The organism is Streptomyces sp. R-07 (genome assembly GCF_049913175.1).
Lineage (GTDB): Bacteria > Actinomycetota > Actinomycetes > Streptomycetales > Streptomycetaceae > Streptomyces.
Genome location: NZ_CP183978.1, coordinates 319012 through 332515, shown reverse-complemented (window position 1 = coordinate 332515; position 13504 = coordinate 319012). Strand labels below are relative to the sequence as shown.

At 72.8% G+C, this 13504-nt stretch carries 11 protein-coding genes and 1 pseudogene; 5 read left to right on the top strand and 7 right to left on the bottom strand.

What is annotated here, in order from left to right; all coding sequences use genetic code 11:
* Positions 1 to 6: 6 nt before the first annotated feature.
* The 6 genes and pseudogenes from ACN9M0_RS01755 to ACN9M0_RS01730 all read right to left on the bottom strand — a co-directional run bounded on the left by ACN9M0_RS01755 (position 7) and on the right by ACN9M0_RS01730 (position 4343).
* Positions 7 to 405 carry a DUF4440 domain-containing protein gene (locus ACN9M0_RS01755; protein ID WP_366037757.1) on the bottom strand — a complete coding sequence of 133 codons (399 nt, stop codon included), beginning with the start codon at positions 403 to 405 and terminating at the stop codon, positions 7 to 9.
* A 9-nt stretch (positions 406 to 414) separates the two neighbouring features.
* On the bottom strand, positions 415 to 1110 hold the full coding sequence (locus ACN9M0_RS01750) for an ATP-binding cassette domain-containing protein (RefSeq protein ID WP_426402980.1): 696 nt from the start codon (positions 1108 to 1110) through the stop codon (positions 415 to 417).
* Positions 1107 to 1574: an oligopeptide/dipeptide ABC transporter ATP-binding protein gene (locus ACN9M0_RS01745; protein ID WP_399695689.1), complete on the bottom strand. Its 468-nt coding sequence runs from the start codon at positions 1572 to 1574 to the stop codon at positions 1107 to 1109. The genes ACN9M0_RS01750 and ACN9M0_RS01745 overlap by 4 nt, the downstream gene beginning before the upstream one ends.
* A 9-nt stretch (positions 1575 to 1583) precedes the next feature.
* Positions 1584 to 1646: pseudogene (locus ACN9M0_RS01740) on the bottom strand (hypothetical protein); the annotation flags it as partial.
* Complete coding sequence (locus ACN9M0_RS01735) at positions 1643 to 3082, bottom strand: ABC transporter substrate-binding protein (protein ID WP_426405268.1); 1440 nt, start codon at positions 3080 to 3082, stop codon at positions 1643 to 1645. The pseudogene ACN9M0_RS01740 and the gene ACN9M0_RS01735, both read right to left, overlap by 4 nt.
* Positions 3083 to 3152: 70 nt before the next feature.
* Complete coding sequence (locus ACN9M0_RS01730; protein WP_426402979.1) at positions 3153 to 4343, bottom strand: FAD-dependent monooxygenase; 1191 nt, start codon at positions 4341 to 4343, stop codon at positions 3153 to 3155.
* A gap of 77 nt (positions 4344 to 4420) precedes the next feature.
* Here ACN9M0_RS01730 and ACN9M0_RS01725 point away from each other — a divergent pair, with 77 nt between their 5' ends.
* Entirely contained in the window at positions 4421 to 4981 is a 561-nt protein-coding gene (locus tag ACN9M0_RS01725; RefSeq protein WP_366037754.1) for a TetR/AcrR family transcriptional regulator, read from the top strand.
* A 33-nt stretch (positions 4982 to 5014) separates the two neighbouring features.
* Here the strand turns inward: ACN9M0_RS01725 and ACN9M0_RS01720 are convergent, their stop codons facing one another.
* Positions 5015 to 5995, bottom strand: coding sequence for a LacI family DNA-binding transcriptional regulator (locus ACN9M0_RS01720; RefSeq protein ID WP_426402978.1), 981 nt, complete (start codon positions 5993 to 5995; stop codon positions 5015 to 5017).
* 268 nt (positions 5996 to 6263) lie between these two features.
* On the opposite strand from ACN9M0_RS01720, the gene ACN9M0_RS01715 reads away from it, so the two are divergent.
* From ACN9M0_RS01715 to ACN9M0_RS01700, 4 genes are all read left to right on the top strand, one after another.
* Positions 6264 to 8237 carry a ricin-type beta-trefoil lectin domain protein gene (locus ACN9M0_RS01715; RefSeq protein ID WP_426405267.1) on the top strand — a complete coding sequence of 658 codons (1974 nt, stop codon included), beginning with the start codon at positions 6264 to 6266 and terminating at the stop codon, positions 8235 to 8237.
* Positions 8238 to 8329: 92 nt separating this feature from the next.
* Positions 8330 to 9097, top strand: coding sequence for an NPP1 family protein (locus ACN9M0_RS01710; RefSeq protein WP_366037751.1), 768 nt, complete (start codon positions 8330 to 8332; stop codon positions 9095 to 9097).
* Positions 9098 to 9193: 96 nt separating this feature from the next.
* A complete protein-coding gene (locus ACN9M0_RS01705) occupies positions 9194 to 11272 on the top strand; it encodes a CASTOR/POLLUX-related putative ion channel (RefSeq protein WP_426402977.1) in 2079 nt (692 codons plus the stop codon).
* Between the two features lie 94 nt (positions 11273 to 11366).
* A complete protein-coding gene (locus ACN9M0_RS01700) occupies positions 11367 to 13427 on the top strand; it encodes a pectinesterase family protein (RefSeq protein WP_426402976.1) in 2061 nt (686 codons plus the stop codon).
* The last annotated feature ends 77 nt before the right edge of the window (positions 13428 to 13504 follow it).

Here is a 13504-nt window from a genome sequence, read left to right as displayed (position 1 = left end):
TCCCGGTCAGGGGTTGTCGAACCAGGAGAGGGCCGCGATCCGCCAGCCGTCCGGCGTGCGGACGAACTGCATCGTCTTGGTGCCCTCGCCGTCGTAGGGCTTCCCGTCGAAGACCCCGGACTTGCGGTAGGTGCCGAACCGCGAGGCGATGTCGCCCTCGATCCGCGTCTCCTCGGAGGTCTCCCACTCGGAGAACTCGACGAGCCGCCCGTCGGTGAGCAGCCGCTCGCGCGGCACGACGAACTCCTCCACGGAGTACGCGGTGAACGTGGGCGCGGTGCAGACGATGACCCCTTGCGGCAGGACGAGCCGCCGGATCCGGTCCACGTCGGGCGCCTTGCCGCCCCGGTTGTCGAACGCGCCGTAGAACTCGGCGGTCACCCGGTCAATCTCGGTCTTGGACATGACACGACCCTACGCCTCGTCCCGCAGCCCCTCGGCGTCGAGCCGTCCCTCCCGCAGGGTGAGGACGCGGTGGCAGACGTGCCGCACGGTCGCCGTGTCGTGGGAGATGAACAACATGCCGATGCCCAGGGCGTCCTGAAGGTCCATCAGCAGGTTCAGGACGCCCGCTCGCACCGAGGGGTCGAGGGCCGAGGTCGGCTCGTCGAGCACGACGAGCTCCGGCCGGGTCGCCAGGGCGCGGGCGATCCCCACCCGCTGGCACTGCCCGCCGGACAGCTCGCCCGGGAGCCGCCCCCCGAGCGCCGGGTCCAGGCCCACGCGTCCGAGGAGCTCGGCGACCCGGGCGGGCCCGTCCGATGCCGACCACAGCCCGTGCAGCCGCAGCGGCTCGGCGAGCTGCTCGCGGATCCGGCGCCGGGGGGAGAGGGCGCCGTGCGGATCCTGGAACACCGGCTGGAACCGGCGCCGCAGGGGCCGGACCTCCCGCTCCCGCAGTGCCGTCAGCTCGACCCCGTCGAAGCGGACCGAACCGGCGTCGGGACGCAGCAGCCCCAGCGCGGCCGCGGCCGTCGTCGACTTGCCGCACCCCGACGGGCCCACGAGTCCGACGGTCTCCCCGGCCGCCACCGTGAACGACACCCCGTCCAGGACCGTCCGCGCACCGCGCCGGACGACGAGGCCGCGCACCTCCAGCAGCCCGCTCACGCCGCCACCTCCCGCGGGTGATGGCAGGCGACGAATCGGTCCTCGTATGCCCTGATCTCCGGCTCCTCGCCTCGGCACCGCCCGTCGGCACGCGGACACCGGGGGGCGAAGGCGCACCCCTCCGCAGGGGGCTGCGGAGGGCCGTCGAACGCGGGCAGCCGGGAGCGGTGCGGCAGCCCGGCCGTCGGCAGCGAGGCGAGCAGACCACGGGTGTACGGGGCGACCGGACGGCCCAACACCGCCTCTGCCGCACCGAGTTCGACGATCCGTCCGGCGTACGTCACGGCCACCCGGTCGGCGTGCCGGCGTACGGCCTCCAGATCGTGGCTCACGAGCAGCAGCGCCGCCCCCGCCACCGCGCACCGCTCCCGCAGCAGCGCGAGAACCTGGTCCCGACGCTCCGGATCGAGCGCGGTGGTCGGCTCGTCGGCCACCACCAGGTCCGGCCCGTTGACCAGCGCCATCGCGATCACGGCACGTTGCCGCATCCCGCCCGACAGCGCGTGCGGATACGCGGACGCCGCCTCGCCGGTCAGGCCGACCTCCGCGAGGGCCCGCCGCGCGATCGCGCGGGCCGCACTCCGCCGGTGGTGAGCACGGCGGCCTCCGCCGCTACGACGGCCCGGCGGCGTGCCTCGCCGGCCGGCGCCGCCGACGCGGTGGCGAGCGCACGGTCGGCGGCCGGGTCGGTGAGCTGCGAGAGGTTGAAGGAGCCGTCGCTCGCGAAGTCGCTGTACAGGTAGGCGACGGGGTCGCCGGAGTCCAGGACGGTGGCCCGTGAGAGGACGAAGGCGTCGAACTTCCCGGCCAGCGCGTCCGCTTCGATGGCGGCGTACTCCCGCACGTCGAGGCGCACGGTGAACCCCGCCTTCTCCAGTTGCTGTTGGAGCAGCTGCGCGGCCTCGGGCAGCTCGGCCCGGTCGGTGAACGTGCCGATCGTGATCGCGGCGCCCTTCGGGTCGGCCGCGGGGGTGCGCCGCACCGGCTCGCGCAGCGGCGCCGCCCACGGCAGGGCGGGGCCGAGCAGCCCCGTGGCGAGGTCGGCCCGGCCCTCGTACACCCCGGCGACGAGTCCGCGCGCGTCGACGGCGGCCCGGGCGGCGGCCCGGACGCCCGCGTCCTTGAACGGGCCGCTGCGCGTGTTCAGATAGAGGGTGTTGGTGCGCGGCATCGGGACCTCGGTGATCAGCTCCGGGTCGAGGAGCCCGGCCTGTGCGACGGGGACCGCCTCGACGACGTCGGCCTCGCCGGTGCGCAGCGCGGCGGCCCGCGCGGTGCCGTCGGGGACGTACCGGACGTCGATGCCGGTGGCCCTGGCGCGCCCGCCCCAGTACCGCGCGTACCGGTCGAGGGTCGCCGACGCGGTCCCGTCGGCCCGGACGAGGACGAACGGACCCGTCCCGGCCCCGACGGGGTTCACCGTCCGCCCCGTGTACGCCTTGGCGGCGAGGACCGCCAGCTGCGGCGAGCTGAGCCGCTGCGGTACGAGGGGGTCGGCGACGCCCGTGGTGACGGTGACCGCGCGGGGGCCGGCGGCGCGGACGGTGAGGTCGACTCCGTCGAGGATGCGGGGCTTCGGCGAGGCCCGTACGGCGGTGGTGAGGGAGCGGACGACGGCATCGGCGGTCAGGGGCGTCCCGTCGTGGAAGGTCACCCCCTCGCGCAGCGCGAACGTCCAGCTCCGCCCGGACTGCCGCCACTCGGTGGCCAGCGAAGGGACGGCGTTCCCGTCCCGGTCGAGCCGCACCAGGGTCTCGGCCGTCGACCAGCGCGAGAGCTTGAAGGCGTCGTCGGACAGCGGGGAGAGCCCGGACCGGGGCGGCTGCATCATCGCGACCCGTATCCGACCGTCGTCGGCCCCGCCTCCAGCACCGCTTCCGGCGAAGCATCCGCCGAGCAGAGCGGTCGTGGCGGCCACGGCGACGACGGACAGGGGGCCGCGCCGGGAGAGGCGCGGGAGGTGCGGGGGCAGGCGGAACACAGGGGTCCTCAGGGGAGCGACGTACGGGGACGCCCCGACCCTAGCATCATGACAATCATTTTCAATAAGGGCGCCGGGCGACTTCGGAGTGCGAGACGAGGCTCGGCGGCGTCCAGGCGGCGTGTCGCAGGATGGCGCGCAGGGCCACACGGTCCGGTGCGACCCGCAGGGCCGTGTTGCGTACGGCCACGGCGACCGGATGCGAGAGCTGCTGGCCCATCCGGCCGGCCCGGCGCGCCGCACGGGCGACGGACTGGCTGCGCGGCCGCCGCTCGGCGTCGTACCGGGCCAGCGCCGAGTCGACGCCGGACGTGGTGGCGAGCGCGGCGGCCAGTGACACCGCGTCCTCCAGGGCCTGGCAGGCGCCCTGACCCAGGTTCGGGGTCATGGCATGGGCCGCGTCGCCGAGCAGGGCGACCCGGCCGGCGACGAACGACGGCAGGGGAGCGGCCAGTTCGTGGATGTCGTGGTGCAGCACGGCGTCGGGGCGGGTCGCCGCGAGGAGCGCGGGGATCGGCTCGTGCCAGTCCCGGAAGCGGCGGCGCAGCACCTCCAGGGCGTTCGGATGACGCACCCCCGGCGGGGAGTTGAGGACGGCGTGCCATTCGGCCCGCCCGTCGAGGAAGGCGATGTGCCCGAACTCGGCGCCTCTGCCCCAGGTCAGCTCGAAGTCGGACTCCAGCGGCACGGGGGAGTCGGTGACGGCGCGGAGGACGGTGGACCCGCTGTACGCCGGACCAGGGTGGCCGGGGAACAGCTGGGTGCGAAGTGCGCTGTTCACGCCGTCGGCGGCCACCACCAGGTCCGCTTCCCGTACCCCGTCCCCGGCGAGCACCCCCACCCGGCCCGGAGCGGTCAGGTCCAAGGACGTCACCTTGGCCCCGGTGGTGAGACACCCGGCGGGCAGGGCGGCGCGCAGCGACCGGTGCAGCGCGGCGCGCGGGATCCCGACGATGGGGGTCCCGAGCGCTCGCTCCAGGGCGGCTCCGTCCATCCGGGCCAGCCGGCCGCCGCCCGGGACGCGGGTGCCCCCGGTGTACTGGGGGCGGGCGGCCTCCCGTACCTCCTTGCCGACACCGAGGGCGTCCAGGGCGCGGATGCCGTTGGCGTGGAGGGAGATTCCCGCTCCCGCGTCGCCGAGCGCGGCGGCACGTTCGAGGACGGTCACCCTCCACCCGATCCGCCGCAGTCCGATCGCGGCCGCCAGGCCCCCGATGCCGCCACCGACCACCAGTGCGCTCCCGCCATCCATGCCGGGCACCCCTCTCCACGTTCTTCTACGGATGTAGAAGAACGTACTCCTCCTCTCTACAGGTGTAGAAAAGGGGGATGTCCACCACCGCCCGGCGTGCCCTGCTCGCCGACACCGCCATCGACGTCCTCGCCGAGCACGGCATGCGCGGGCTCACCCACCGCGCGGTGGACCGGGCCGCCGGCCTGCCGCCCGGGACCACGTCCGCGTACCACCGCACCCGTACGTCGCTCCTGACCGCCCTCGTGCTCCGCCTCGTCGCCCGCGACCAGGCGGAGATCGAAGAGGCGGGCCGAGGGGCAGGGGCGCCGCGTGACGCCGAGGAACTGACCGCCGGGCTCGCCGCGTTCACCGAGCGTCGGCTCACGGGCGAAGGGCGCCGCCGCTCCCTCGCGCGCTACGCGTGCGCGCTGGAGAGCGTGCACCACCCCGAGCTGCGGGAGATCCTCGTACCCCGCGACAACGCGGCCCGGCAGTCCGTCGAGGACCTCCTGACCGCCCACGGCGTCACGGACGCACGCGAGCGCACCGTCACCCTCCTCCGCTGCGTGGACGGCCTGGTCTTCGACCGCCTGGTGAACGGCGGAACCGTCCCCGCCGAGGAGATCCGCCGCCTCGTGACGGCCGCCCTGCACTGAGCCGCGCGCCCTCGGCCGTGGCTCCGCGGCGCCTCACGCGCCCGGCGCCGAACCGCGTACCACCAACTCCGTGGGAAGGACGAGGGGTTCGTCGGGGAGCCGCTCGCCCCCGAGTCCAGCGAGCAGCATGCGGGCGGCGGCGCGGCCCATCTCGCGCATCGGCTGGCGTACCGTCGTGAGCGGCGGCTCGGTGTGCCGGGCCATCGGGAGGTCGTCGAAGCCGACGACGGCGACGTCCTCGGGGACGCGCAGGCCCGCCTCGCGCAGGGCCCGTAGCGCGCCCGCCGCGATCAGGTCGTTGTGGGCGAAGACGCAGTCGAAGGCGCGTCCCCCGGCGAGCGTCCGCTCCACGGCTGCCCTGCCGGTCGCCTCGGTGAACTCGCCCTCGACGACGAGACCCGTGGGCAGGACCTCGCGGAAGCCGTCCAGGCGTTCGCGTACGCAGCCGAAGTCGTGGCGGCCCGTGACGACGAGGGGTCGTGAGCGGCCCGAGGCCCTGAGATGCGCGGCGGCCGCCGCGCCGCCGGCGCGGTTCGTCGTCGCGACGGAGGGGAACGCCGGCCGGTGGCCGCGGTCGTCGACGAGGATGACGGGCAGACCGCGCCGGTGCAGGGCCGTGAGGGTGTCGAGGGTGTTCTCCGGCTCGACGACGAGCAGCCCGTCGAAGGCGCGGGCGGAGACCTGATCAGTGAAGTGGCGGACCGAATCGGCTCCCCGGTGACAGGTGTACAGCAGGAGGCCGTACCCGGCGGCCTCGACCGTGTCCGCGACGCCCTGGAGGACCTCGCCCATCCAGGGCCAGGTGAGCGAGGGCGTCAGCATGCCGACCGTACGGCTCGCGCCGCGGGCCAGACCGACCGCACCGGAGCTGGGCACATAGCCCAGTCCGGCGATCACTTCACGAACACGGGCGGCCGTGCAGGGGTCGACCTCCGCCCCGGCGTTGAGGACCCGGGAGACAGTCGTCTTGCTGACCCCCGCCTGACGTGCGACATCGGCGATCGTGACACGCACCGGAGACCTCCGCGTCGGGATACGACATCGCTGTCGGAACCGGTTCCGGCGGCGTGCGGAGAGTCAAGCGCCGGACGAACCCGCCGTCAAGAGTTCACGACGACACTGCCTTAATCCCAACTTCCAGGACCCTGAGGCAGGTTGTGCGTTCAGGTTCTGAATGCGCGGAGTCTTGACGGACCGCACGCTCCGGCAGTTCACTCACGGCTCGGAACGCAACTCGGTCCGCGCGGACCCCCACTCCCACACCGCCGAGAAGGGCACCGACATGTTCCGACCGTCACGCACGACACGGCTCCCGTCACGCACGACCACGCTCCCGACAGGCAGTGCACCGCTTCCGACCCACAGGACACCGCCCCCGAGGCACCGGGTGCCACGCGCCGGCCGGCTGACGGGAGCGGTCCTCGCCGGCGCGCTCGCCACCGCCGGGTTCACCGGGCTCTCCGCCGCCCCGGCGCAGGCCGCCGGTGAACGGGTCGACGTCTGGCTCACCACCACCGACGACGCCGGCGGTCGTCACGTCACCCGCGGCCTCCAGCAGCAGGCTCCGCTCGCCTTCCAGGCGGGGAACGGCGGGAGCGGCACGAACATCACCGTCGACGAGGGCACCCGCTACCAGACCTTCACCGGCGGCGGCGCCTCGTTCACCGACACCGCGGCCTGGCTGATGAAGGGTTCCGGGGCCCTCAGCCAGGCGACGCGGGACGCCACGATGAAGAAGCTGTTCTCGCCGACCGAGGGCATCGGCCTCTCCTTCGTCCGCAACCCGATGGGCGGCTCGGACCTGGCGCGGTTCGGCTACACCTACGACGACATGCCGGCCGGAAGTACGGACCCCGCCCTCGCCGGGTTCTCCCTCGCGCACGACCTCCAGGACGTCCTCCCACTGACCCGGCAGGCCCGGCAGCTGAACCCGCGGCTCACCCTCGTCGCCTCCCCGTGGACCGCACCCGCCTGGATGAAGGACAGCGGCCAGCTGAACGGCGGCTGGCTCAAAGCCGAGTACTACGGAACGTACGCCGACTACTTCGTGAAGTACCTCCAGGGCTGGCGCGACCAGGGCGTCCCCGTCGACTACGTCACCGCGCAGAACGAGCCGACCTGCTGCTCCGGCTATCCGTCGATGAGCTGGAACGGTGCGGGGCTCGCGTACTTCACCAAGAACGAACTCCTGCCGAAGCTCCAGAACGCGGGCCTCGCCACCAAGGTCCTCGCCCACGACTGGAACTGGGACACCTACGACGCCTACGCGGCTCCGACGGTGGACGACGCGGCGGTCCGCAGCCACCCGAACTTCGGCGGTGTCGCCTGGCACGGGTACGGCGGCGACGTCGCCGAGCAGACGGAGGTCCACCAGCGCTATCCGCAGCTCGACGCCTTCCAGACCGAGCACTCCGGCGGCACCTGGATCGCCGACCAGCAGCGCGAGGACATGATGAACATCATCGACTACACCCGGAACTGGGCGAAGTCGGTGACCAAGTGGTCCCTCGCCGTCGACCAGAACCGGGGGCCGCACAACGGCGGTTGCGGCACCTGCGACGGCCTCATCACCGTCCACGACGGCGACGCGCGCCACGGCCAGGTCGACTACACCGTCGAGTACTACACCATGGGCCACCTCACGAAGTTCGTGACGCCCGGTGCCGAGCGGATCGCCTCCACCGCCAGCACGGCCGTGCCGAACGTGGCCTGGCGCAACCCCGACGGTTCGAAGGCGCTCATCGCGTACAACGGCTCCGCGAACGCGCAGACGATGACCGTCGACTGGGGCGCGCAGCGGTACACGTACTCCCTCCCCGGCAGGACCTCCGCCACCTTCACCTGGACGGGCACCCCGTCCCCGGAGCAGGACAGGAACGGCGTCCTGCGGGGCCTCGACGGCAAGTGCCTCGACGTGGCCGGCGGCTCCGGAGCCGACGGAACGCCGGTCCAGCTGTGGGACTGCAACGGCACCGCCGCCCAGCGCTGGACGCTCCGCGCCGACGGATCCGTGCAGGCGCTCGGCAAGTGCCTGGACGTGAGCGGCGGTTCGACGTCCGACGGGGCGAAGGTCCAGCTCTACGGCTGCAACGGTTCGGGCGCGCAGCGCTGGCGGTACGAGGAGGGATCGGCCGACCTGGTGAACGTCCCGGCCGACAAGTGCCTGGACGCCACCGGGAACACGTCGGCCAACGGGACGCGGGCACAGATCTGGTCCTGCACGGGGGCGGCGAACCAGAAGTGGCGACTGGGTTGAAAGCTGCCCGAGGGACTCCAGGCCGCTCCTTCTCTGAGATGCTCATGCCAATGCATTCGCCCGGACCACGCCGCCCGACCCAGGGGGACACAGTGAAGACACGGTCGTACGCCACCAGGGGCACGCTCGCCCTCGCCGGCGCCCTCGCGCTGGTGATCGCCCTGCCGAGCAGCGCGCTCGCCGCACCGCCCACCGCCCTGCCCGCCAACGCCGACGGCCTGGAGCAGACCTTCCAGCCGGCGTACGACTACGACACGGACGGCTGCTACCCCACCCCCGCGATCGGCCCCGACGGCACGCTCAACGGCGGCCTCAACCCGTCCGGCGCGCTCAACGGCCAGTGCCGGGACGCCTCGGACCTCACCAACACCAACGGCTACGCGCGCGCGAAGTGCAACAACGGCTGGTGCGCGATCATCTACGGCCTCTACTTCGAGAAGGACCAGGCCGTGGCCGGCAGCAGCCTCGGCGGACACCGCCACGACTGGGAGCACGTCGTGGTGTGGGTGCAGAACGGCCAGGCCCAGTACGTCTCCACGTCCGCCCACGGCAACTTCGACATCTACGGCCGGGACCGGATCCGCTGGGACGGCACCCACCCGAAGGTCGTCTACCACAAGGACGGCATCGGCACCCACTGCTTCCGCCCCGCGAACTCCAACGACGAGCCGCCCGAGAACCACCAGCACACCTGGCAGTTCCCGAGCCTCGTCGGCTGGAACGGCTACCCCGCGGGCATCCGCGAGAAGCTCAGCCAGGCCGACTTCGGCAGTGCGGTCTTCGGTCTCAAGGACGCGAACTTCGCCGCGCACCTGGCCAAGGCGAAGCCGGCCGGCATCCCCTTCGACCCGTACGCCTGAGTCGGTCGCCCTTCCCCTCGCCGCCGACTGATCACGAAGGGATGAACATGCCGCGATGCCGCCCCGCCGCCGACGCCGGGGCGGCACGCTACTGACGTGCGAAAAGAAGACAAACAGGTCGTTCCCGGGCAGCGGGACGCCGCACAGGGAACCGGGCCCGGCCGAACCGGACACCGACCGGCCGCCGCCACCCGTCCCACGTACCGGCCCTCCTCCACCTCCCGATCCTCAGACCGGCTTCCCTCCGCCTCCCGGCCCCGATACCGGCTTCCCTCCGTCTCCCTGACCCGCTCCGCCGAGGAACGCTTCCGCTACTGGTTCGACACCACCCTCACCCGTGGCATCGCCGCGCTCTGCGGCTGGCTGGCCCTCGCCTGCCTGGCGCTCGTCGTCCCCGTCAGCGCCGTCCTCGCCTGGACCGACCAGCACACCCCCGCCTCCCTCGGGGCAAGGATCGCGGCGGTGTGGCGCAACACCGGACAGACCATGCGCCTGGGCGGCGAGGTCGGCCCACCGCTGCGCGTCGGCCTGTCCGTACTCCTCGCCCTCATCGCGCTCTTCTACGTCTCCACCCTGGTCAGCCTCATCACCACCGGCCTCACCGACCGCCTCATCGCCCTCAACCGAGGTCACGCCAGGATCCTGGAGAGCGGACACACCGTCGTACTCGGCTGGTCCGAACAGATCCCCACCGTCGTCTCCGAACTGGTCGCCGCCCGCACCGACCGGCGCCGCCGCGTCATCGCGGTCCTCGCCGACCGCGACAAACCAGCCATGGACGAGGACCTCCACGCGACCGTCGGCGCCACGGGCCGCACCAGGATCGTCTGCCGCAGCGGTCGCCCCACCGATCCCGCCGCACTCGCGCGCGTGAGCCCTGCGACCGCGCACTGCGTCCTCGTCCTGCCCCGCGACGACCCCCGCGACGACACGGAGGTCGTCAAGACCCTGCTCTCCCTCTCGGCAACCGTGGGGGAGGCGGATCCCGTGCGCGTCGTCGCCGCCGTACGCGACGACCGCTACCTCACCGCGGCCCGGCTGGCCGGCGGCTCCCGGGCCACCGTCCTCGACATGGACGACATCGCCGCCCGCCTCCTCGTCGACTGCGCACGACAACCCGGCCTCTCCCTCGTGCACCAGGAGCTCCTCGACTTCGCCGGGCACGAGTTCCACACCGTCCGGGAACCGGGGCTGTCGGGCCGCACCTTCGACGAGGCCGCCCGCGCCTGCCCCGTATCGACCGCCGTCGGCATCGTCCGCGGCGACGGCACCCTCACGCTCAACCCGCTCCGCTCCACGCGGATCCACGCCGACGACACCCTTCTCGTGATCGCCGAGGACGAACGGTCGACCCGCTTCTCCGCCACCCCCACCCCGTACGACCCGACGTCGCTCACGCACACACCGTCCGGGACCCCCGCACTGCCCGAACGCGTCCTCCTGCTCGGCTGGAACCGCCGGGCACCGCGGATCGCCGCCCAGTTGGCGAGCCGCACACCGCCCGGCTCGGCCCTCGACGTGGTCGCGGAGCCGCGCACCGCCACCCTCACCGGCATCCGCTCCGTCACCGAAGCGGTCGGCGCACACATGACGGTCCTTCACCGGCCCGGCGATCCCACTTTGCGCGCGACCACGGACGCGCTGGACCTCGCCGGATACGACGCAGTGATCGTGCTCGGCCCCGACCGCCGGCCCGGGCACGCCGACCCGGACGACCGGACGCTCGTCACCCTCCTCCACCTGCGGGCCGGAGAACGGGCGGGCGGCCGGCGCGTCCCCGTCGTCACCGAGATGACCGACGACCGCAACCGGCTCATCGCACCGCCGGGCCCCGGCGCGGACTTCGTCGTCAGCGGCAGGCTCATCGGACTCCTGATGACCCAGATCTCCCAGAACCCCCACCTCACCGCCGTGTTCGAGGAACTCCTCGGCGCGGACGGCAACACCCTCCACCTCCACCCGGCGGACCACTACGTCAGGACCGGCCGCGCCACCTCCTTCGCCTCCGTCGCCGCCTCGGCGGCCCGCCAGGGCGCCTGCGCCATCGGCTACCGCTCCGACAGCCGTGCCACCACCGCCCCCGACCACGGTCTGCGCCTCAACCCGCCGAAGGCCCACGTCCGTCACTGGCACCCGGACGACCAGGTCGTCGTGATCGCGCGGCAGCGCGTCTGACGCCACGGCAACCTTCCCCGCCGCGGCGGCGACTACGGGGTGCCCGCCCGTTCCGGTGCGGGCGGCACCCCCCACGTACGGAAGGAAGCACGACGTGAGCGAGACCCGCAGCAAGGCGAGGCACCGCAGGCGCGGAAAGGCCCTGGTGATCGGTGCCCCGGCCGTCCTCGCGGCGGCCGGGGTCCTGGCCTACGGGACGGCCTTCGACCTCTTCGGCGCGGACGCGCGACCCCAGGCGGGTGCCGCGGCGGCACCGCAGTGGGCGCGTGCCGTCGCCGACGGCTTCGCGTCGGTCGACGCGCTCGGCCAGAAGGGCACGTACGGCGGACGCGACGGCGCGACCGTCACCGTACGCAACCTCGCCGACCTCGAGAAGTACGCCACGGCGCCGGAGCCGTACGTCATCGTCGTGGCCGGGACGATCACGATGAACCCCGTGGGCAAGGAGATCAAGGTCGCCTCCGACAAGACGATCGTCGGCTCGGGCACCTCGGGCCACATCGTCGGCGGCGGTTTCTTCCTCGGCCCCGGCGTCCACAACGTCATCATCCGGAACCTGACGATCAGAGACGCGTACCAGGGCGTCTGGAACGACAAGGAGCACGACTTCGACGCCGTCCAGATGGACGGCGCACACCACGTGTGGATCGACCACAACGACCTGCGGCACATGGCCGACGGGCTCATCGACAGCCGCAAGGACACCACCTACGTCACGGTCTCCTGGAACCGGCTGAGCAACAACAACAAGACCTTCGGCATCGGCTGGACGGAGAACGTCACGGCCGACCTCACCCTCCACCACAACTGGTTCCGCGAGACCGAACAGCGCAACCCGTCCACCGACAACGTCGCCCACGCGCACCTCTACAACAACTACCTCCAGGACGACCCCGGCACCGCCATCACCTCGTCCTACGGCAACTACGCCCGCGGAAAGACCCGCATGCTCCTGGAGAACAGCTACTTCCAGGGCATGAACAACCCGGTCATCAAGGACGCGGGCGCCTCCCTCGTCCAGCGGGGCAACATCTTCTCCGGCACCGGCGGCCGCAACGAGAGCGGCGGCACGGCCTTCGACCCGAGGACGTACTACCCCTACACCCCGGACCCGGCGGCCGACGTGCCCGCCCTCCTCAAGTCCGGTGCGGGACCCCGCAGTTCCCTCGGCACCGTCGCGACGGCCGCGGCCTCGGCCACGACCCTGACCGTCGCCAAGGACGGCAGCGGCCAGTACACGAGCGTCCAGCGGGCCGTCGACGCCGTACCGGCCGGCAACACCTCCCGCGTCGTGATCCGCGTCAAACCCGGCGTCTACCGCGAGACCGTCAAGGTGCCGTCGAACAAGCCCCACGTCACGATCGAAGGCACCGGCGCCAGCCGCAAGGACACCCTGATCGTCGAGGGCCACGCCTCCGGCACGCCCAGGCCGGACGGCTCGGGCACGTACGGCACCGGCGGCAGCGCCACCGTCGCCGTCGAGGCCGACGACTTCCAGGCCCGCGACCTGAGCATCTCCAACGACTTCGACGAGGCCCGGAACCAGAACATCAGCGGACACCAGGCGGTGGCCCTGCGCACCGCCGCCGACCGGATCCTCCTCGACGGCCTCATCGTGAGCGGCGACCAGGACACCCTGCTCCTCGACACCGCCGCCCGGGACAGGACCGGCCGCGTGTACCTCACGAACTCCTACGTCATCGGCAACGTCGACTTCGTCTTCGGGCGGGCCACGGCCGTCATCGACCGGTCCGTCCTCACCTTGAAGAAGCGCTGGGACGGCAGCTCCGCCGGATACGTCACGGCGCCGAGCACCCCCGCCGGACGCGACGGCTTCCTCATCACCCGCTCCACGGTGAACGGCGACGTCACCGCCGGAAGCTTCTTCCTCGGACGCCCCTGGCACGCGGGCGGCGACGCGACGCTCGACCCCCAGACCACGGTCCGCGACAGCACGCTCAGCGCCGCCGTCAGGGCCACGCCCTGGACGGACATGGGCGGCTTCTCCTGGAAGGGCGACCGCTTCGCCGAGTACCGCAACACCGGCCCCGGCGCCGGACCCGCCGGAAGCGAGCGGCCGCACCTGACGGACGCCCAGGCCACCGCCCAGGACACCGCGCACTGGCTCGGCGACTGGACCCCCATGGCGGGCTGACAGGCCGTCGGCCTTTCGCAGACCGTACGTCAGCCCATCGCGGGGCCGTGATTCGGCTCCTCGCGGGCCGTACGTCA